22 protein-coding genes and 1 tRNA gene are annotated in these 19,328 nt (G+C 32.7%); 9 read left to right on the forward strand and 14 right to left on the reverse strand.

Features of this window, described 5'->3' with window-relative positions:
• Positions 1–47 precede the first annotated feature (47 nt).
• The 6 genes from accC to pdxA form a co-directional block, all read right to left on the reverse strand.
• Positions 48–1,403: an acetyl-CoA carboxylase biotin carboxylase subunit gene (accC, locus tag ACVCZW_RS15015; protein WP_452230505.1), complete on the reverse strand. Its 1,356-nt coding sequence runs from the start codon at positions 1,401–1,403 to the stop codon at positions 48–50.
• 92 nt (positions 1,404–1,495) lie between these two features.
• Positions 1,496–1,978, reverse strand: a complete 483-nt coding sequence (gene accB / locus ACVCZW_RS15020; RefSeq protein ID WP_452232789.1) for an acetyl-CoA carboxylase biotin carboxyl carrier protein — start codon at positions 1,976–1,978, stop codon at positions 1,496–1,498.
• Positions 1,979–2,012: 34 nt separating this feature from the next.
• The gene (locus ACVCZW_RS15025) at positions 2,013–3,008 is read right to left on the reverse strand and encodes a beta-ketoacyl-ACP synthase III (RefSeq protein WP_452230507.1); all 996 of its coding nucleotides are present in this window, start codon (positions 3,006–3,008) and stop codon (positions 2,013–2,015) included.
• A gap of 178 nt (positions 3,009–3,186) precedes the next feature.
• A complete protein-coding gene (gene rpmF, locus ACVCZW_RS15030; protein WP_452230508.1) occupies positions 3,187–3,390 on the reverse strand; it encodes a 50S ribosomal protein L32 in 204 nt (67 codons plus the stop codon).
• 8 nt (positions 3,391–3,398) lie between these two features.
• Positions 3,399–3,938 (reverse strand): YceD family protein, encoded by a 540-nt coding sequence (locus ACVCZW_RS15035; RefSeq protein WP_452230509.1) that lies wholly within the window; start codon positions 3,936–3,938, stop codon positions 3,399–3,401.
• Positions 3,939–4,011: 73 nt separating this feature from the next.
• A complete protein-coding gene (gene pdxA / locus ACVCZW_RS15040; RefSeq protein WP_452232790.1) occupies positions 4,012–5,058 on the reverse strand; it encodes a 4-hydroxythreonine-4-phosphate dehydrogenase PdxA in 1,047 nt (348 codons plus the stop codon).
• A 62-nt stretch (positions 5,059–5,120) separates the two neighbouring features.
• Between pdxA and ACVCZW_RS15045 the strand changes: the two genes are divergently transcribed.
• Entirely contained in the window at positions 5,121–5,714 is a 594-nt protein-coding gene (locus ACVCZW_RS15045; protein ID WP_452230511.1) for a riboflavin synthase, read from the forward strand.
• Here the strand turns inward: ACVCZW_RS15045 and ACVCZW_RS15050 are convergent.
• The 3 genes from ACVCZW_RS15050 to mce all read right to left on the reverse strand — a co-directional run bounded on the left by ACVCZW_RS15050 (position 5,711) and on the right by mce (position 6,572).
• Positions 5,711–5,908, reverse strand: coding sequence for a PID-CTERM protein-sorting domain-containing protein (locus ACVCZW_RS15050; protein ID WP_452230512.1), 198 nt, complete (start codon positions 5,906–5,908; stop codon positions 5,711–5,713). The genes ACVCZW_RS15045 and ACVCZW_RS15050 overlap by 4 nt on opposite strands.
• Positions 5,909–6,044: 136 nt before the next feature.
• A tRNA-Ile gene (locus ACVCZW_RS15055) sits at positions 6,045–6,118 on the reverse strand.
• A gap of 52 nt (positions 6,119–6,170) precedes the next feature.
• Positions 6,171–6,572, reverse strand: a complete 402-nt coding sequence (mce, locus tag ACVCZW_RS15060) for a methylmalonyl-CoA epimerase (RefSeq protein ID WP_452230513.1) — start codon at positions 6,570–6,572, stop codon at positions 6,171–6,173.
• 188 nt (positions 6,573–6,760) lie between these two features.
• On the opposite strand from mce, the gene rbfA reads away from it, so the two are divergent.
• Positions 6,761–7,156 (forward strand): 30S ribosome-binding factor RbfA, encoded by a 396-nt coding sequence (gene rbfA, locus ACVCZW_RS15065; RefSeq protein WP_452230514.1) that lies wholly within the window; start codon positions 6,761–6,763, stop codon positions 7,154–7,156.
• 66 nt (positions 7,157–7,222) lie between these two features.
• Positions 7,223–8,428 carry an ABC transporter permease gene (locus tag ACVCZW_RS15070; RefSeq protein WP_452230515.1) on the forward strand — a complete coding sequence of 402 codons (1,206 nt, stop codon included), beginning with the start codon at positions 7,223–7,225 and terminating at the stop codon, positions 8,426–8,428.
• Between the two features lie 523 nt (positions 8,429–8,951).
• On the opposite strand, the gene ACVCZW_RS15075 is transcribed toward ACVCZW_RS15070, so the two are convergent.
• Both ACVCZW_RS15075 and dusB read right to left on the reverse strand, forming a co-directional pair.
• On the reverse strand, positions 8,952–9,341 hold the full coding sequence (locus ACVCZW_RS15075; RefSeq protein ID WP_452232791.1) for a hypothetical protein: 390 nt from the start codon (positions 9,339–9,341) through the stop codon (positions 8,952–8,954).
• Positions 9,342–9,468: 127 nt separating this feature from the next.
• Positions 9,469–10,464, reverse strand: coding sequence for a tRNA dihydrouridine synthase DusB (dusB, locus tag ACVCZW_RS15080; protein ID WP_452230517.1), 996 nt, complete (start codon positions 10,462–10,464; stop codon positions 9,469–9,471).
• A gap of 102 nt (positions 10,465–10,566) precedes the next feature.
• Between dusB and ACVCZW_RS15085 the strand changes: the two genes are divergently transcribed.
• The 5 genes from ACVCZW_RS15085 (at position 10,567) to ACVCZW_RS15105 (ending at position 13,856) form a co-directional block, all read left to right on the forward strand.
• Positions 10,567–11,100 carry a hypothetical protein gene (locus tag ACVCZW_RS15085; RefSeq protein ID WP_452230518.1) on the forward strand — a complete coding sequence of 178 codons (534 nt, stop codon included), beginning with the start codon at positions 10,567–10,569 and terminating at the stop codon, positions 11,098–11,100.
• Between the two features lie 23 nt (positions 11,101–11,123).
• On the forward strand, positions 11,124–11,873 hold the full coding sequence (locus ACVCZW_RS15090; RefSeq protein ID WP_452230519.1) for a prolipoprotein diacylglyceryl transferase: 750 nt from the start codon (positions 11,124–11,126) through the stop codon (positions 11,871–11,873).
• Between the two features lie 117 nt (positions 11,874–11,990).
• Entirely contained in the window at positions 11,991–13,382 is a 1,392-nt protein-coding gene (locus ACVCZW_RS15095) for a radical SAM protein (RefSeq protein WP_452230520.1), read from the forward strand.
• Between the two features lies 1 nt (position 13,383).
• A complete protein-coding gene (locus ACVCZW_RS15100; protein WP_452230521.1) occupies positions 13,384–13,560 on the forward strand; it encodes a hypothetical protein in 177 nt (58 codons plus the stop codon).
• Positions 13,561–13,652: 92 nt separating this feature from the next.
• The gene (locus tag ACVCZW_RS15105; RefSeq protein ID WP_452230522.1) at positions 13,653–13,856 is read left to right on the forward strand and encodes a hypothetical protein; all 204 of its coding nucleotides are present in this window, start codon (positions 13,653–13,655) and stop codon (positions 13,854–13,856) included.
• Here the strand turns inward: ACVCZW_RS15105 and ACVCZW_RS15110 are convergent.
• Both ACVCZW_RS15110 and ACVCZW_RS15115 read right to left on the reverse strand, forming a co-directional pair.
• On the reverse strand, positions 13,827–14,225 hold the full coding sequence (locus ACVCZW_RS15110; RefSeq protein ID WP_452230523.1) for a DUF4345 domain-containing protein: 399 nt from the start codon (positions 14,223–14,225) through the stop codon (positions 13,827–13,829). The two genes, ACVCZW_RS15105 and ACVCZW_RS15110, sit on opposite strands and share 30 nt — an antisense overlap.
• Positions 14,226–14,249: 24 nt before the next feature.
• Positions 14,250–15,476: a M28 family peptidase gene (locus ACVCZW_RS15115; RefSeq protein ID WP_452232792.1), complete on the reverse strand. Its 1,227-nt coding sequence runs from the start codon at positions 15,474–15,476 to the stop codon at positions 14,250–14,252.
• Positions 15,477–15,514: 38 nt separating this feature from the next.
• On the opposite strand from ACVCZW_RS15115, the gene ACVCZW_RS15120 reads away from it, so the two are divergent.
• Positions 15,515–16,639: a TolB family protein gene (locus ACVCZW_RS15120; protein WP_452230525.1), complete on the forward strand. Its 1,125-nt coding sequence runs from the start codon at positions 15,515–15,517 to the stop codon at positions 16,637–16,639.
• 219 nt (positions 16,640–16,858) lie between these two features.
• Here ACVCZW_RS15120 and ACVCZW_RS15125 read toward each other — a convergent pair whose 3' ends face one another.
• On the reverse strand, positions 16,859–19,261 hold the full coding sequence (locus ACVCZW_RS15125; protein WP_452232793.1) for a TonB-dependent receptor domain-containing protein: 2,403 nt from the start codon (positions 19,259–19,261) through the stop codon (positions 16,859–16,861).
• Between the last annotated feature and the right edge of the window lie 67 nt (positions 19,262–19,328).

A 19,328-nucleotide genomic window follows, 5' to 3' on the forward strand; every position in this document is an offset into this window, starting at 1 on the left:
ATATATTTTGAAACTTCTAGTCGAATGTCTAGAAACAGACTTTTTAATTAGTCTTCTTCTTCTTTTGGTTTCATTACAAAATCTTCCATAAATTTAGTCGTGTAATTTCCTGCTAAATAATCTGGATGATCCATTAACTGTCTGTGAAAAGGAATGGTTGTTTTTATTCCTTCGATAACAAACTCGTCTAAAGCACGTTTCATTTTATTAATAGCTTCTTCTCTAGTTTGCGCTGTTGTAATTAACTTTGCAATCATAGAATCGTAGTTTGGCGGAATGCTATAACCTGCATACACGTGCGTATCTAAACGTACTCCGTGTCCTCCAGGCGCGTGTAATGTTGTTATTTTTCCTGGCGAAGGTCTAAAGTTATTATATGGATCTTCGGCGTTAATACGACATTCTATAGAGTGTAATTGTGGTAAATAATTTTTACCTGAAATTGGCACTCCTGCAGCGACCATAATTTGTTCGCGTATCAGGTCAAAATCTATTACTTGTTCTGTAATTGGGTGTTCTACTTGGATACGTGTATTCATTTCCATGAAGTAGAAATTTCTATTTTTATCTACTAGAAATTCTACAGTTCCTGCGCCTTCGTATTTAATGTATTCTGCTGCTTTTACTGCTGCATCACCCATTTTTTTACGTAAAGCGTTAGTCATAAAAGGAGAAGGCACCTCTTCTGTTAGTTTTTGATGACGACGTTGAATAGAACAATCTCTTTCCGATAAGTGACATGCACGACCTGTAGAATCTCCTACAATTTGAATTTCGATATGGCGAGGCTCTTCAATAAGCTTTTCCATATACATATCATCATTTCCAAAAGCTGCTTTAGATTCTTGTCTTGCAGAATCCCAAGCTTCTTTAAGGTCTTCGGCTTTCCAAACGGCACGCATTCCTTTTCCACCACCACCAGCAGATGCTTTAAGCATCACTGGATAGCCAGTTTCTTTGGCTACTTTTTCGCAATCTGCAAAATCTTCAATGACTCCTTCGCTTCCTGGTACACATGGTACTCCAGCTTCTATCATGGTTGCTTTAGCGTTTGCCTTGTCTCCCATTCGGTTAATCATTTCTTCGGATGCACCAATGAATTTTATTTGGTGTTCTTCACAAATTTTAGAAAATTTAGCGTTTTCAGATAAGAAACCATATCCTGGGTGTATTGCATCCGCATTCGTAATTTCTGCTGCCGCAATTATATTGGACATTTTTAAGTACGATTCGCTACTTGCAGCTGGACCAATACATACTGCTTCGTCTGCAAATTTAACGTGAAGGCTATCTGCATCTGCTGTAGAATATACAGCAACTGTTTTAATGCCCATTTCTTTACAGGTTCTAATTACACGCAGTGCAATTTCACCTCTATTGGCAATTAGTATTTTTTTGAACATAATTCTATTGAGTTTAGAAGTTTATACGTTTATTCGTTTATCGTTCTAGTGGAAAAACTTGGAACTTTAAATTTTAAACTTTAAACTTTAGATTATGATGGATCTACTAAAAATAATGGTTGATCGAACTCTACTGGCGATGAATCATCTACTAAAACTTTCACGATTTTACCGGATACTTCGGATTCGATTTCGTTAAAAAGTTTCATTGCTTCAATGATACATAAAACATCTCCTTCATTAATAGTTTGTCCTACTTCTACAAAAACAGGTTTGTCTGGAGAAGGTTTTCTATATAAGGTTCCAATGATTGGCGACTTAATGGTAATATATTTTGAATTGTCATCTTCTGCAGCTGCAGCTTTTGCAGGAGCAGCGTCTACTACTACTGGTGCAGCAACTGGAGCTTGTGCCATAGCTCCCATTGGTATTTGTTGTACAAATGTTTGCGTTTCTGCTTTGTCGTCTCCACCAGTTTTTATGGTGATTTTGATATCGTCAGTTTCTAATTTAACCTCACTTGCACCAGATTTGGCTACAAATTTAATTAGGTTTTGAATGTCTTTTATATCCATAATATTCAAGTTTTAATTATGATTGTTAGTTAGTTTAAGAGTTATAGGCCCATTTTAAATAAATAGCGCCCCAAGTAAATCCGCCTCCAAAAGCAACAAGTATTACTTTGTCTCCTTTTTTAAGTTTAGATTCATAATCGTTTAGTAGTAAAGGTATGGTTGCAGAGGTAGTGTTTCCATATTTTTCAATATTCATCATTACCTTATTAGGATCTAAATCCATTCGGCTTGCAGTAGCATCAATAATTCTTTTATTGGCTTGATGTGCTCCTAACCAATCGATATCATCATTGGTAAGGTTGTTTCTTTTTAAGACTTTTACACAGGCATCTGCCATATTAGATACGGCCCATTTAAACACGGTCTTTCCATCTTGAAAAACGAAATGTTTTTTAGCTTGTACTGTTTCTAAGGTTGCTGGTTCTATAGAGCCTCCGGCAGGTACTTGAAGAAATTCTCTTCCGGTGCCATCGCTTCTTAAATATTCATCTTGAATACCTAATCCTTCTGTATTAGGCTCGAAAAGCACAGCTCCAGCGCCATCTCCAAAAATGATACATGTTGCTCTATCGGTATAGTCTATCATAGAAGAGTTCATATCTGCTCCTATAACTAGCACTTTTTTATACTTTCCAGATTCTATAAAACTAGAAGCTGTAGAAGCTGCATATAAGAACCCAGAACATGCTGCATCCAAATCATAAGCAAAAGCATTTGTTGCTCCTATTTGTGAAGCTACAAATACTGCTGTTGCAGATGCTTGCATATCTCTTGTAGCTGTTGCTACAATAACTAAATCTATTTCTTTTGGATCTAGATTTGATTTTTTCATCAAATCTTTGGCTGCTTCCGTTGCTAAAAAAGAGGTGCCTTTGCCTTTTTCTTTTAATATTCTACGTTCCTTGATTCCTGTTCTAGAAGTTATCCATTCATCATTTGTATCTACCAAAGTTTCTAATATTTGGTTAGTCAATACATATTCTGGAACATATTTACCTACAGCTGTTATCGCTGCTGAGATTTTGCTCATAATTTTGGTGTTAATTTGACCTAAAATCGTTGAAAAATAGCAAAAACGAATACAAATTTTATAAATCTGATGTGTTTTGCTTATTCTGATGCAAATTAAGTTGTTTTTAACGTAAAGAAAAATATATAACAAAAAAAACGCTCACAGTGGAGCGTTTTATTGTATGCACGCATAGTACCTATGCTAAATTTTCTTCTACTTTCGAGTTGTCTATTAAAACTTGTCCTCTATGGTATAATTTTCCTTCAAACCAATGTGCTCTATGGTATAGGTGAGCTTCACCAGTTGTTGGGCATGTAGCAACTTGTGGCGCAACTGCTTTATAATGTGTTCTTCTTTTATCTCTTCTTGTTTTCGAGATTTTTCTTTTAGGATGTGCCATTTTTTATATTATTTATCCGTTAATAGTTTCTTAAGTGTATTCCAACGAGGATCTATATCCTCTTTGTTTTCTTTTTCTTCTGCCGTTTTAGGGCTAAGTTCTTCTAATTTATTAAGTATTTCAGAATCTAATGTTCCATCCTCAACTCCTGGATGGATTAATTTATTAGGAACTGCTAAAACAATAAGCTCATAGATATACTGTTGTATATTAATTTCATATTCACCATGCGAAATAATCAATATGTCTATATTGTCGTCATTGTACTCTTCTCCAAACTGAACAACCAAATCAAAATCTGTACTAATATCTTGATCGAAAGGCTCATTAGTTAAATCACAATTAACGTTTAAAGTTCCATAAATTTTAAAATTCAATTCTAGTAAAGTTGCTTTTTTATTTAAAACAAGATCTACTTTAATGTTTGAATCATTAAAATCTTCATACTCAAAATGTTCAAAGAACGATTGTTTAATATCATACTCAAAAAGGTGTTCTCCAACTTTTAAACCTACAAACGGTATTGTAAATGCTTTCAAAGACTTCATTTTTCACATCTATTTTGAGCCTGCAAATATACAATTTTTTATTAACTAAGCACAGTTATAAACATTTTTTTGTTTATATCTTTTTTTGATTGAATTTTAAAGGGTTTTCATTGATTTCCTCATATTCCAATCTATTCTTAAATATTTCAATCGCTTTAAATACAGCTTCCTTAAAAGAACTGTTGTCTGCTAGGTTCTTTCCAGCTATTTCAAAAGCGGTACCATGATCTGGCGATGTTCTAATTTTATTTAAACCTGCAGTATAATTTACACCTTGACCAAAAGAAAGTGTTTTAAAAGGAATTAATCCTTGATCGTGATACGAAGCAATAATAGCATCAAAATTGGTATAATTATTAGAACCAAAAAAGCTGTCTGCAGCATAAGGACCATAAACTAACTTCCCTGTTTTTTTGATTTCTTCTAATGTTGGTCTTAATACGGTATCATCTTCTGTACCAATAACACCATTATCTCCATTATGCGGATTAATACCTAATACCGCTATTTTTGGTTTTCTAATTTTAAAATCTTTTTGAAGCGAATTATAAATAGTTTCAATTTTCTCTTTAATACGCTTGGGTGTAATTTGTGTCGCTATATCCTTAACGGGTACATGGTCTGTTAATAAACCAACACGTAATTTATTTGAAACCATTAACATTAAACTGTTCCCTTCTAACTCCTGCTCTAAATAATTAGTGTGTCCAGGAAACTTAAAGCTGTCCGACTGTATATTGTGTTTGTTTATTGGTGCGGTAACTAATACATCAATAGTTCCTTCTTTTAATGCTTTGGTTGCTACCTCTAAAGATTTTATGGCGTACTCGCCTATTTTAAAGTCCTCTTTCCCAAATTCTATTTTCACATGATCGTTCCAAACATTAAGCACATTGATTTTTTGCGGAATGATTTGATTCATACTATTTATTCCGTTCAAGTTCATATCCATTTTGAAATGATTTTTTAAAAAATTCATTGTTTTCACGGATGCAAAAATCACTGGAGTACAAAATTCTAGGGTTCTAGGATCTTCAAAAGTTTTAAGTACTATCTCTGCTCCTATACCATTTAAGTCCCCTATAGAGATACCTACTATTATATTTTCTTCTTTCTTCATTAGTAATGCTAACTTTTGTTTGTAATTTTACTGCTACAAATTTAACTAAATAATCGACAATAATGTTTACTGGAATCATTGAGGAATTAGGAGTGGTTAAACAACTAGATCAAGAGCTTGATAATTTGCATATTACAGTGGAAAGTAATTTCACACAAGAACTACAAATAGATCAAAGTGTTGCCCATAATGGTGTGTGTTTAACCGTTGTTGCTATTACGAATAATACGTATAAAGTAACAGCGATTAAAGAAACGCTAGAAAAAACAAATTTGAATACTATTAAGGTTAATGATTTAGTAAATCTAGAAAGAGCGATGAAGCTTGGCGAAAGACTAGATGGACATATTGTGCAAGGTCATGTAGATCAAACTGCAATCTGCACCCATATTGAAAATACTTCTGGAAGTTGGGCTTTTACTTTTAAATATGATAGCGCCTTAAATAACATAACCATTGAAAAAGGATCTATCACCATTAATGGTGTAAGTCTAACGGTTGTAAATTCTAAAAAAGACGAATTTAGTGTGGCTATAATTCCGTTTACTTTTGAGCACACAAATTTTAATCACTTTAAAATTGGGACTGAAGTAAATTTAGAATTTGATGTAATTGGTAAATACGTAGCTAGACTAGTAAGCATGAATAAACTTTAAGCTTTAGCGCGAATCGTTTTTACTATTCCATAAATTAAGCCAATAGCTAATAGGATATATATCCCAGCGTCTATAGGAAGACCTGGTGGTGGTGGTGGCGCAGGTGGTGGTGGACCACTCGCTGTTTGCGCTACATTAACAAAACTTATTAATAAAAATAAGATTGAGGCAATTTTTGTTTTGTTTTGTATCATTCAGTTGTAAATGTATAAAAAAAAGCGACTTAACAAAAAATATCTTAATCTTTTTAGTTAAAAAAACTCCTTAAATTGCAAAAAACATCGATGAACTGCTAATTCTTACACTTTTTCTATGCTTGTATAAAAAAAGTGGTCCCACTTGGGCTCGAACCAAGGACCACCTGATTATGAGTCAGGTGCTCTAACCAACTGAGCTATGGGACCAATTAAGCTGCAAATCTAATATTATTTTTAAGACTCTACAAGCAATTTTTTTCTAAATAATTTCTTGACATAATTCTATTAACACTCCGTTGGTACTTTTTGGATGTAAAAAAGCCACTAACTTGTTGTCTGCTCCTTGTTTAGGTATTTCGTTAATTATTTTAAATCCTTCCGATTTTAATCTTAAAATTTCTTTTTCAATATCATCCACATCAAAAGCAATGTGATGAATTCCTTCTCCTTTCTTCTCAATAAACTTCGCAATAGCGCTATTATTGTTCGTAGCTTCCAATAATTCAATTTTATTTTCGCCTACTTTAAAAAAAGAGGTGTTTACGCCTTCACTTGCTACTTCTTCTACTTTATAATGCGGTTTTCCGAAAAGTTGTGCGTATAATTTATTCGCTTTATCTAAGTCTTTTACCGCAATACCTATGTGTTCTATTTTATTCATGCTTACTTTCCGCGAAAGCGGAAATCTCTTTTAGGTTAACTAACTAATTCTTACTTAAAAAAAAATTTAATACCTTCAAAAATACAATAATCTTTAAATATCAACTATTTTTGCATCGTAGAAGATAAAGTGTATCTTTTATGTAAAAATAAGATTTCAGATTAATCTGGATCTAAAATAAAATTAAAGTGGAAGAAACACAAAGACAAAAAAAGATAGGTTCCGTATTACAACGTGATATAGTAGATGTATTACAAAAAGCAGCATCGCAAGGTGGTATGAAAGGAATACTTATATCGGTTAGTAAAGTAAAAGTAACTGTTGATCTTTCTGTTGCTAAAGTGTATTTAAGTATTTTCCCTAATAATAAAGGGAAAGAATTATTAGACGGTATTAAATCGAACACACCATTAATAAGACATGAATTAGCACAACGTACGAGACACCAACTAAGACGTATGCCTAATTTAGAATTTTTTATAGATGATTCTTTAGAGTATATTGATAAGATTGAGCAATCTTTAAAAGGAAAAGAAGACCCTATTAACGATCCTGAACTTTTAGGAAAACGTAAAAAACAGTAATTGTTTTTATAAAACCTTTACATTATTTCTACTACTTAAAACTCATTTTGTTATTGTAAAATAAACATGCATTTCCCTTTATACATAGCGAAACGTTATTTGCATTCTAAAAGCAGTAACAATGCTATAAACTTTATTACCATAATTGCAGCTATCGGGATTGTTCTTGGGGCTGCCTCTTTATTTGTTGTACTATCTGGATTTGCTGGTTTAAAAGACTTTACCTTACAATTCACGTCTATTGTAGACCCCGATTTAAAAGCCGAAACGGCAATAGGAAAATCTTTTTTTATTACGGATGACGAATTAGAAAAACTAGATAATCTAGAAGATATCGTTTCCTATTCTAAAATAATTGAAGACCGTGTTTTTATCGCTTTTGATGAAAAAAACTATCCAAATGCATACATAAAAGGAGTAGATGAAAATTATGAAAAAGTAAACATAATAGATTCTGTAATTCCTTTAGGCAGTTGGCTGACACAAAACACCAACCAAATTGTAGTAGGCTGGGGAATTTCAAGCAATCTCTCTTTTGGTGTTTTAGATTACGGAAAGCGTGTAAGTTTGTATGTGATTAAACCAGGAAAAGGACAAATAACTTCAGAAAAACAAATATACAACACCTTTCAAGCGATAAACGTCGGTATTTTTGATATTAACGAAGAGCTAAACGACAAATACGTGTATGCTCCTTTTGCCTTTGCCAAAGAACTATTAGGGTATCAAGACCATCAAATTTCTGCAATAGAATTCAAGCTAAAAGAAGGTTTTGACGAAGACCAAGCACGAGAAAATATTCAAAACATATTAGGAAATAAAGTCCTATTAAAAAATAGAGCACAATTAAACGATGCGCTTTATAAAATGCTAAACACCGAATATTTAGCAGTCTACCTCATCTTCACCTTAGTTTTAATCATTGCACTATTTAATGTTATTGGTTCCATTATAATGATGATTCTAGACAAAAAGAAAAACCTAAACACCTTATTTAATTTAGGAGCAACACAAAAAGATATTCGTAAAATATTCTTTTATCAAGGCGTTTTAATGACACTTCTAGGCGGCATTATAGGTTTGATTATTGGTATCGCTCTCATTTTACTACAACAAGCATTTTCATTCGTCATGATAACCCCATCGCTACCTTATCCTGTTGCTTTAAAAGCAATTAACGTGCTTATCGTGTTTTTAACTATAACTATTTTAGGTGTATTAGCTTCTATGATTGCATCCACCAGAATTACGAAAAGTTTAGTATCGAATTAGTTTTTTGGCAAGTTGCCTGAAGAAGGCAAACAGGCTTTCTGTTATATCTTTTTTACTTGTTCTCGATACATTTTGCTCATGCTTCGCAAAACACTCGAACCGACGTAAAAAAGGATGTCACTACAATCCTTCTTGCGTGTATTTGCTATCGTTTAGATTTAATAAAAGGAAAGTAAATACTTGAAAAATTCTGTTTTATTGCAGCTTCGCGCAATTTGCAAACGCTCCGTTTTTCACTAAAGTAAAAACCACCTCTCTTTAACTAAAGAGAGGAGCAAGTGCAAATTATAATTTTGGCGGTAATAATGAGGTGTTTTGAATACATACAGCTTTGTTTTATAACGATATACTCGAAAAAAGGGCTCCGCTTAAGTTTAAGAGGAGAATGCATTGCCGTTTTCCAAAAAAATAGGAAGAAGAGGAGTTTTGTTCTTAAAAAAAACTTCGCTTTTTAGTTTAAACGCTCCGATTTTTAATTAAAATTAAAGACCACCTCTCTTTAGCTACAAAGAAGAGCAAGAAATTATCCTGTGGCTTTCTCTTCTATAATCTGTTTTAATTCTTTATACTTTGTATCCATAAAATAATAACGAGGCATTCTTATATTAATAATATTTTCATTTACTTTATATAAAATAACACCATTCTCAACAGCTTTTATCTTTTCAAATTCAATAGGATAAGAGACTTTATCTAGATATAAGAAATTTTCATCAAAAGTGAGATCTGTAGGTTTTGGTACTTTTTTTGCTGAAACATAAGTAGTAAAAAAAACAAACAATAAACTTGCTATTATTCCCCTTATATCTTTCGTAATTAAACTATAAACAAAAAAAATAATTCCGCTAAAAACACCAATCCGCCATACCAAATACTGCAAAAAGTAAAATGTAGAATCTATTCTTTTTTTCATTTTTGTGTAAATAAGTCTTAATTAGAATAGTGTTTAAAAATTAAAAACTACCTCTCTTTAGTTAAAGAGAGGAACAAGTACAAATATGTTTTGGGATTATATTATTGTTTTTTAGAACTTGAATTACTTATTCTGTGAATTCATAACCAGAGAATTTATTTAAAACCTCATCAAAAGCAGCAAATACATCTACAGATGCATCACTAGTAACCATTTTCATTCTATGTTCTTTAAAGTGTGGAATTCCTTTAAAATAATTGGTATAGTGTCTTCTAGTTTCAAAAACACCAAGTGTTTCTCCCTTCCAGTCAATTGCCATTTGTAAATGTCTTCTAGCGGCATCTACGCGTTCTTCTAAACTAATTGGGGCTAAGTGCTCTCCGGTTTCAAAAAAGTGCTTTACTTGCTTAAAAAACCAAGGATTTCCAATAGAAGCTCTACCAATCATGCAACCATCTAAACCGTAAACATCTCGCATTTCCATAGCACGTTCTGGAGTAGTAACATCGCCATTTCCAAAAACAGGAATATGCATTCTTGGGTTATTTTTTACAGCAGCAATTTGTTTCCAATCTGCGTTCCCTTTATACATTTGTGCTCTGGTTCTTCCATGAATAGAAATAGCCGCACAACCCACATCTTGCAAACGTTCTGCAACCTCAACAATTCTAATAGAATCATCATCCCAACCCAATCGTGTTTTTACCGTTACTGGCAAATTGGTGCGTTTTACCATTTCGGCAGTTAGGCTTTCCATTAAGCAGATATCTTTTAAAATTCCTGCTCCAGCCCCTTTACTTACTACTTTTTTTACAGGACAACCAAAATTAATATCAATAATATCAGGCTTCGATTTTTCTACAATATCTATCGTTTGTAGCATGCTATCTAAATTGGCTCCAAAAATCTGAATTCCAACCGGACGTTCTTTTTCGTAGATATCTAATTTCATGACGCTTTTGGCTGCATCTCTAATTAAACCTTCACTAGAAATAAATTCTGTGTACACTACATCTGCTCCTTGTTCTTTGCATAACGCACGAAAAGGTGGATCACTCACATCTTCCATTGGTGCTAACAATAAAGGAAAGTCAGGAAGTTCTATGTTGCCTATTTTTACCAAGTATAAATATTTTGCGCAAAAATAAGTCTTTTATTTTTATAAAATATACACGCAAAAAAGCAGTTCTATGTAAAAATGTACCTTTGCTGCAAAAACATTGAAATGAAAAAGAACCTACTTTTACTTTTTGTCCCTGTTATCCTATTTTTAAATTGTAGCGCTATAGATGATTTAACCAAATTCGATTTGGATTATCAAACCAGTTATTCTATAACACCTACCACTTTAATAAATTCTCCTTTTAATTTTATCACTCCGGATATAACTACAGAGTCGGAGTCTACTTTTGAAAACAACGACACACGCAAAGATTTAATTGAAAGCATTAAACTAAAAACGATTAAGCTTACTATTGACACGCCACAAGATGGGGATTTCAACTTTTTAAAGGAGATACATGTGTATATAAACGCGGAAGATGTTGAAGAATTAGAAATCGCAAATGCTTTTGATTTAGAAGACACAAATTCTAAAACCATTACCTTAGAGGTTACCGATCAAGAGTTAAAAGAGTTTATTAAAAAGGATACTTTTAGTTTACGTGTTAAAACGATTACAGACGAAACCATTAGTGAAACACACGACATTAGCATTGACACAAAATTTAGAGTAGATGCTAAAATTTTAGGTGTCTAATTCTCTTTATTTAATCCCATAATTTGCATATCCCTTTTGAACCCGTTGTATTTGGTTTCCCTATAAATATTCATCTTGTTTTAGAATATTTAGCATTTTTTATTGCCTTTAGGTATTATGTTTTTTTAAGACGAAATAGTACCGATACGATTAACACCAACAACCGATTATCTATCATTCTTGGTGCTGCTCTTGGTGCTTTAATTGGTTCGCGATTGGTTGGTTTTTTAGAAAACCCTTTCATTGCGTTGACGCAAGCAAATATTATTGAGATATTAAACACCAAAACCATCATGGGAGGATTATTTGGAGGTTTACTTGGTGTAGAGTTGGCGAAAAAAATTATTGGAGAAAAAACGTCTTCTGGTGATTTGTTCACCTTTCCTATACTTTTAGGAATATTTATTGGTCGTGTTGGATGCTTTCTTTCTGGCATTAATGAGTTTACTTATGGTAAAGAAACAGCATCGTTTTTAGGCATGGATTTGGGCGATGGCATACTGCGTCATGCGACTTCTCTTTATGAATTGGTATTTTTGGTTTTATTATTCTTCCTATTAAAACAAATTAAAAACAAGACCGTTTTAAAAAATGGCGAATTATTCAAGATTTTCATGCTTAGCTATTTTGGGTTTCGATTTTTTATCGAATTCTTAAAGCCTAATGTTTTTTATGTTTTTGGTTTAAGTAGCATTCAGATTTTATGTGTAATTTGTTGGTTCTATTACTATCCGTTTTTGGCTAGTATATTACTGGATAGGAAAGCGCGTTAAGGATTGCAGTGTAAATCCTTTTTGTGAGGTACGAGCAAAAAGATTGCAACGTAAAGCCTGACTTTTTGTGATCCTTTGAGCAAAAAGTAACGCCAAAAATATAATAAAAACGAAAAAATGCCAGTTAGAAACTATACCTATTACGATTTTACTTTGAGCCTATGCCCCGAATGTTTAAAGCGTGTGGATGCCAAGATTGTGTTTGAAGATGGCAATGTTTATATGTTGAAACGTTGCAAAGAACATGGCAATTCTAAAGTGCTTATTGCAGACGATATTGAATACTATAAAAACATACGTAATTACAACAAGCCAAGCGAAACACCGTATACGTTTAATACGAAAACCGATTATGGTTGTCCGTATGATTGTGGTTTGTGTCCAGACCATGAGCAGCATTCTTGTTTGACGGTTGTAGAAGTTACAGATCGTTGTAATTTGACCTGCCCGACCTGTTATGCTGGTTCGTCGCCAACCTACGGAAGACATCGTACGCTGGACGAAGTAAAAGCGATGTTAGACACCATTGTTAGGAATGAAAAGGAGCCAGATGTGGTACAAATTTCTGGTGGAGAACCCACTATTCATCCGCAGTTTTGGGAAATTATGGATTATGCAAAATCGTTACCAATTAGGCATTTAATGCTAAATACGAATGGGATTAAAATTGCTAAAGATTTCGCTTTCGCGGAAAGGCTAAAAACCTACGCTCCAGATTTTGAGATTTATTTACAATTTGATTCGTTTGAAAATAGCGTGTTACGAGAACTTCGTGGTGCAGATTTAAACGATATTAGAAAACAAGCGATTGAAAACCTCAACAAATTAAATCTTTCCACCACTTTAGTGGTTACCCTTCAAAAAGGGTTAAATGATGGCGAAATAGGAAAAATAATAGAATACGCGCTGCAACAAAAGTGTTGTCGTGGTGTCACGTTACAACCAACACAAATTGCTGGAAGGCTGGAGAATTTTAATCCGGAAACGGATAGAATGACACTTACCGAAGTGCGTAGAAAAATAATGGAGCAAACTACTATTTTTAACCCAGATGATTTGCTTCCGGTGCCTTGTAATCCGGATGCTTTGGTAATGGGTTATGCGCTTAAACTAGGAGACGAAGTGTTTCCGTTAACGCGGTATATTAATCCGAATGACTTATTAGATAATAGTAAAAACACGATTATTTATGAGCAAGATTCACTGCTTCAAGAAAAAATGATAGAGTTGTTTAGTACCGGTAATTCTGTTGAAGTTGCAGAAGAAAACCTGAAATCTATTATGTGTTGTTTGCCTAATATTGATGCACCAGATTTAGGATATGACAATTTGTTTCGTGTGATTATTATGCAATTTATTGATGCCTATAATTTTGATGTACGCGCTATTAAAAAATCTTGTGTACATATTGTGGATAAGGATAATAAAATAATTCCTTTTGAAACCATGAATTTGTTTTATCGGGATGATAAAAAAGCAAGATTAGAAGAACTTAGAAACGAAATGTAATATGGGTTTCTGGTTCCTTCTTATTCTTGTTATGTTTATGCCTGCAGCAGTATTCGCTATTTATGGTAAAGAAGCAGAAAAAGGTAGTGAGAAACAAAAACAATACTACCAATTAGCTATTGTATGTTTGGTTGCTAGTTTTGTTATATATGGCGTTGTTGTATTTAGTACTTTATAAAATATGAAACGAGCATGTAATCTGCTTATTACCCAAATAAAGGGTTTATAACAAACAACATATGACCATTAAAAAACAATAAAATAAGACATATGAAAATAGTATTGCTTGAAGTAGGGAATTTAGACGGCTTAGTAATTATGATTGTTTCTATTATGTTTGGTCCAGCAATTTTACTTACTATTATTGGAGCTGCCGTATTTAAAAAGAATAAAAAAGCAGCAAAAATATTGTTTATTCTTGCTGCTGTTTATGTTATTGTAAGCTTAGGTATTTGTGGAAGTATGATGGCGTAATAACACCCAAAGTCCGTAAAAACCTAAAAATAATTCGGCAATCGTTCCAAATAGGTAACCAAAAGTTGGTTCGCCATCGAGTAGGAAACTTAAAACTCTTCCGAAACCTAAACCAAGCATAAAAATCATGTTGGTTACTAAAGCTAATTTTAGGTATTTGCTTTTAAAAACGCCCAAAACCCAAAGCGTTGAAAAACCTAAATAAAGCCCCATTATAGCCTTAAAAAAATTATACTCGTCTATGGTATTTAAATGAATATCAAACTCAGAACTTGGATTAAAACCATAAACAAAAGCAACAGGAACAACAATACTCACCGAAATGACTAAGTGTATTTTGGTAATGATGGATGTTTTGGTGATTTTCATTTTATTATATCGGATTACTAGAAGTTAAAACTGAATTTCAGCTTCCACCTGTTCTCCTGCTCTTTCTACAATAACCGTAGTTGTATCTCCTTCTTCAAACTTGGATAATCCGATCATATAGGTTGTCATATCTATCACGGCAATTTCGCCAAGTTTTACAACCACATCACCTCTTTGTAATCCTGCTTTTTGTGCTGGTTTATCTTCACTAATACCATCAATTCGCATGCCTTTTCCATCGTATAAATAATCTGGTATTACACCAAGTCCCACTTTAAAACGTGGTACATCTTCGCTTTCGTTTTTAGTTTTTCTAAAAGGAAGTTTCCCGTTATTATCTAAGTCGGTAATAATTTCAAAAATATAATTTGAAATCACTTGCATACCGTTAAAATGTAAACGCTCTGTATCATCAGATGGTTTATGATAATCTTCATGCTGCCCCGTAAAAAAATGCAACACCGGAATATCTGCGTTATAAAACGAAGTATGATCACTTGGTCCTACTCCAGATTCTTTTTGCACCAATTTAAATCGGTTATTATTCGCTTTTAAAGTTTGCTTAAATATTGGCGAAGTACCAACACCGTAAACCGCTAAAGTGCTATCCTTTTTTAATCTACCAACCATATCCATATTAATCATATAGTTTGCTTTTTTGGTATCCATTGTTGGGTTTTTCACAAAATAGTTAGAACCTAATAATCCCATTTCTTCACCAGAAAAAGTAATGAACAGGTAGTTGTTGTTGATATTCCCTTTCATTAATCGTTTTGCCAAGTTTAACAATACTGCTACACCACTTGCATTATCATCTGCACCATTGTGTATAGCTCTTTCGCCTCTATATAAAGAACCTTCTGCGCCATACCCTAAATGATCGTAATGTGCTCCAATAATAACGGTGTTTTCTGCTTTGTTATCTATATACCCAACGACATTGGTTCCTGTAATCGTGCTGTCTCCATCTTTTACGGTATAATTCACTTCTTGATGCGGATCTGTTTTTGGTTTAAAGGAAAACGTTTGGAAAAAACCATCGGTTCCTTTGGCATGTAAACCTAGATCCTGAAAACGCTTTGCAATGTATTCTGCTGCTTTTTGCTCACCTACTGTTCCTGTTTGTCTTCCTTCTAAAGCATCATCTGCTAAAAAGGCTACGTCTTCTTGGATAGACACTTCTGGTGCAACCATTTCTTTTTTACAAGAACTCAATAGAATTAAAAAAATGACGAGAATGCTGTATTTCATTATGATAAATATTAGTTTTACACAAAATTAGGTATTAAATGCAATTTAAGTTAAAAATCATGACTAAAAACTACGTACTTTATATATTACTTGTTTTATCTATTGTTTCCTGTAAACAGAATACCTCTAAAACTGGAGATGCTACAACAGGAGCAACAAAATGGGTAGATTCTTTAATCTATCCGGAAGAAATTCATTTTAAAAATATACGTCAAGTTACTTTTGGTGGAGATAATGCCGAAGCATATTGGAGTTTTGATGACAAGCAATTAATATTTCAATCCAATAACAAAGACTGGAATGTAGAATGCGATCAAATGTTTTTAATGGATGCGGACGAAATCTTTAAAGATAAAATCCCACCAATGATTAGCACAGGAAAAGGAAGAACTACCTGCGCTTATTTTTTACCAGATAACGAGCATATTATTTATGCTTCCACACATTTGGGAGATGCTGCTTGCCCAGAAACTCCTTTGCGTAAAAACGGAAAATATATCTGGCCAATTTATGATACCTATGATATTTTTGTAGCAGATTTAAAAGGAAATATAACCGCACAATTAACGCATGAAGTTGGTTATGACGCAGAACCAACCGTTTCTCCTAAAGGTGATAAAATTGTATTTACTTCGACTAGAAATGGTGATATTGATTTATACACTATGAATTTAGACGGAAGCGATGTAAAGCAAATTACTTTCGAATTAGGTTATGATGGAGGCGCCTTCTTTTCTCCAGATGGGACAAAAATTATCTTCCGTTCTTCTAGACCAAAAACGGAAGAAGAGATTAAAGAATACAAAGATTTGTTAACGGAAGGTTTAGTACAACCAACAGAAATGGAGCTTTATATTTGTAATGCAGATGGGAGTGACTTAAAACAATTAACCGACTTAGGAAACGCAAATTGGAGTCCGTTTTTTCACCCTAGCGGAAAGAAAATTCTATTCTCTTCTAATTTTGAATCCCCTCGCGGATTTCCTTTTAATTTATACCTAATTGATATCGATGGTAAAAACTTAGAACGCGTTACGCATAGTACTACTTTTGATGCTTTTCCGGTGTTTTCTAATGATGGTAAATACTTGGTATTCTCTTCGAATAGAAATAATGGAGGAGGACATGATACAAATTTATTTATTGCAGAATGGAGCGATTAGCGATATTCTGAAATATATTAATTCGGATACGAACTTGTTTGTTGCAGAGTGGCAGGACTAATAAATTCCTGCGTAGGCAGGAATCTTTTTATTGATTAAAATAAACCAAAGGGAAATCAAAGACTTTACAAAAAAGGTTTTCTAAATTGTCTGCAATGGTTTTATACTTTAAAAGGTTCTCTAACTTTACTAATAAGAGATTCCTGCCTTCGCAGGAATTTACTTCTCTAAACGATCTCTTTCTTTACGAGCTTTAGTACGCTCATTAGTTTCCAAAGTCGTGTTTCCAAATTTATAACTAAAGCCAAACTTTATATACCGATTATCTTGATTCGAGTATCTGGAATTATTTTGATCTAAATATTCCGCATTTACAGTAAAATCTTGTGTGTTAAACAAATCTGCTGCAGATAAGGATAAGGTTGCTTTTTTATTTAAAATCGTTTTTTTGATTGCAAAATTTGTTGCAAGTCTACCATCTACTGTTTGAAAACCCTGTTGATTTTTTCCTATATAAACGAAACCTAAGTTAGCAGATAAACTCTTGTCTTTTAAAAAGGAAAAACTATTACTTAATTCAGAATAATTAGACCAAGTATCTGTTTTTAAATGTGTATTGTTTAATGTTGCTTGATCTTGAACATTATAAAATGAGGTTACAAAGTATACAAACCAATTTTTGGTAACATTAAAATAGGTTGAAAAATCAAAACCATATTCTACCGTGCTACCTAGGTTTATTGGTGTGTAAATGATTTGATTTTCTGCATTGTCTTGAATAGGCAATTCTAAAAAATTAGCATCGGTATAGTTATAATATGCTTCAAAGGTATATCTATCTTTTATCGTCGTACCAAGAACCAAGTGATCTACAAATGCGGGTTGTAAATTTGGGTTTCCTGTTACAATCGTATTATCGTTTAAATAATACTTAAAAGGATTTAAATCTTGATAGCTAGGTCGATCTACATACCGTTTATAATTAACATACAAATTTACATTCTCTGTAACTTTATGGCTTAAATTAAAAGTAGGAAATCCTTTAAAATAGTCTTGTTTGTTTTCTTCATTTGTAATTGGAGATTCTCCCCTAATATTGGTTTCCTCGATTCTAAAACCAGTAGATAAGCTCCATTTCTTCCATTTTTTTTCATAACTAAAATAAGCAGCTAGAATATCTTCATTATAATTAAAAGCATCCCAATTATCGGTATTTAACGTTTGGTTTCCTCCTACTATATCAAACTGAGTGATATCGCTTTCTGCTACAACAAAAGAGGATTTAATTCCTGCTGAAAATGAAGATGTTTCATTTATAGTTGCACTGTAGTCTAATTGCGAAGTATAAATATCTGTTCCTTGATTTGCATGCGTGTTAAATGCATTCGATGTGTTATTTGCACTGTCCTCATAAAAATACTTGCTTAAAACACCCTGTTTTCTATTGTAATTATAAAGCGTATAATGAGCGTTTACAGATAGTTTCGCTTCGTTTTTAAAAGTATGAACATAATCTAAATCAAAGCCTAAATTGTGTTTTTGATCTCTAGATAAATTACTAGACTTAAAATTATTAGGCGTCGATGTCTCGTCATCTTCAATTAGCGTTTCGCTATTAATTTTATATTTATAATACGGAAGAAACACTAAATTAGCAGAAAAGCTTAAGGTATTAGAAACATCAAAAAAGTAGTCTAAATTTAAATTAAAATTATGCGTCTTAGACCATGTGTTTCTATCGATATTCGTATTCCATTTTTCAGAAATAGCATCGTTTTCTAAAAAATTAATCTTCTCATTGCTCTCTCTATTTATCTTGTTTTGTGTAAAGCTATAATTGGCAAAAACATTAATTTTTTCTGTTTTATAAAAATTTGTTGTTCCTACATTACTTCTTGGAAAAACACCTTGTGTGTAATTTGTAAAAACAGAACCTCTATAGCCTGTTATTAAATTCTTGTCCATTACAATATTTAAAACAGCACCACTAGAAGCATCATATTTTGAAGGTGGATTTGTAATCACTTCAATAGATTTAATACTATTTGCCGGAGAGCCTTCTAATAATTGCGCTAACTCATCTCCAGAAAGATGTACTTTTTTATCATTAATATAAACCGTTGGAGATGCGCTTTTTATTCGAATATTATTATCGATAACCAAAACGCCAGGAGTGCTTCTTAAAACCTCCATCATATTACCTTCACTTAAAGCTGTATTTGCTACATTAAAAATTAAACGATCGGCTTCTTTTATTACTGTTGGTTTTTTTACAACTACAGCTACTTCGTCTAAATTTTCTTTAGTTTCTATTAAAGCAATAGTAGCAAGATGTACGTTTTTATCTATTTGAATTTCTTTTGTATAGGTATTAAAACCAATAAAAGAAACTTTTAAAAGGTAGTTGTTTGGTTTAATGTTGTTTAAAGAAAAGGCCCCTAAATCATTACTACTAGATCCAGAGACAATAGTAGAGTCTTGTTTATTTAAGAGAACAATATTAGCATAAGAAATAGGTGTATTTTGTGCGTCATAGATTTTTCCTTTTACAGAAAAGTCTTGACTAAATACACTTAATGGAATTATAATCAAAAATAATAAAACACTTTTTTTTAGATTCAAAATAATATTAGAATTTAAAATGCAATATACCAATAGTTTCGCACTTTTTTTTACGGTTTATCCATAA

This window comes from Lacinutrix sp. MEBiC02595 (assembly GCF_053601555.1).

What these genes read in the sequence shown, in the direction of transcription:
- accC (WP_452230505.1), bottom strand. Translation starts at nt 1,403, where the DNA reads ATGTTCAAAAAAATACTAATTGCCAATAGAGGTGAAATTGCACTGCGT.
- accB (WP_452232789.1), bottom strand. Translation starts at nt 1,978, where the DNA reads ATGGATATAAAAGACATTCAAAACCTAATTAAATTTGTAGCCAAATCT.
- ACVCZW_RS15025 (WP_452230507.1), bottom strand. Translation starts at nt 3,008, where the DNA reads ATGAGCAAAATCTCAGCAGCGATAACAGCTGTAGGTAAATATGTTCCA.
- rpmF (WP_452230508.1), bottom strand. Translation starts at nt 3,390, where the DNA reads ATGGCACATCCTAAAAGAAAAATCTCGAAAACAAGAAGAGATAAAAGA.
- ACVCZW_RS15035 (WP_452230509.1), bottom strand. Translation starts at nt 3,938, where the DNA reads ATGAAGTCTTTGAAAGCATTTACAATACCGTTTGTAGGTTTAAAAGTT.
- pdxA (WP_452232790.1), bottom strand. Translation starts at nt 5,058, where the DNA reads ATGAAGAAAGAAGAAAATATAATAGTAGGTATCTCTATAGGGGACTTA.
- ACVCZW_RS15045 (WP_452230511.1), top strand. Translation starts at nt 5,121, where the DNA reads ATGTTTACTGGAATCATTGAGGAATTAGGAGTGGTTAAACAACTAGAT.
- ACVCZW_RS15050 (WP_452230512.1), bottom strand. Translation starts at nt 5,908, where the DNA reads ATGATACAAAACAAAACAAAAATTGCCTCAATCTTATTTTTATTAATA.
- mce (WP_452230513.1), bottom strand. Translation starts at nt 6,572, where the DNA reads ATGAATAAAATAGAACACATAGGTATTGCGGTAAAAGACTTAGATAAA.
- ACVCZW_RS15070 (WP_452230515.1), top strand. Translation starts at nt 7,223, where the DNA reads ATGCATTTCCCTTTATACATAGCGAAACGTTATTTGCATTCTAAAAGC.
- ACVCZW_RS15075 (WP_452232791.1), bottom strand. Translation starts at nt 9,341, where the DNA reads ATGAAAAAAAGAATAGATTCTACATTTTACTTTTTGCAGTATTTGGTA.
- ACVCZW_RS15085 (WP_452230518.1), top strand. Translation starts at nt 10,567, where the DNA reads ATGAAAAAGAACCTACTTTTACTTTTTGTCCCTGTTATCCTATTTTTA.
- ACVCZW_RS15095 (WP_452230520.1), top strand. Translation starts at nt 11,991, where the DNA reads ATGCCAGTTAGAAACTATACCTATTACGATTTTACTTTGAGCCTATGC.
- ACVCZW_RS15100 (WP_452230521.1), top strand. Translation starts at nt 13,384, where the DNA reads ATGGGTTTCTGGTTCCTTCTTATTCTTGTTATGTTTATGCCTGCAGCA.
- ACVCZW_RS15105 (WP_452230522.1), top strand. Translation starts at nt 13,653, where the DNA reads ATGAAAATAGTATTGCTTGAAGTAGGGAATTTAGACGGCTTAGTAATT.
- ACVCZW_RS15110 (WP_452230523.1), bottom strand. Translation starts at nt 14,225, where the DNA reads ATGAAAATCACCAAAACATCCATCATTACCAAAATACACTTAGTCATT.
- ACVCZW_RS15115 (WP_452232792.1), bottom strand. Translation starts at nt 15,476, where the DNA reads ATGAAATACAGCATTCTCGTCATTTTTTTAATTCTATTGAGTTCTTGT.
- ACVCZW_RS15120 (WP_452230525.1), top strand. Translation starts at nt 15,515, where the DNA reads ATGCAATTTAAGTTAAAAATCATGACTAAAAACTACGTACTTTATATA.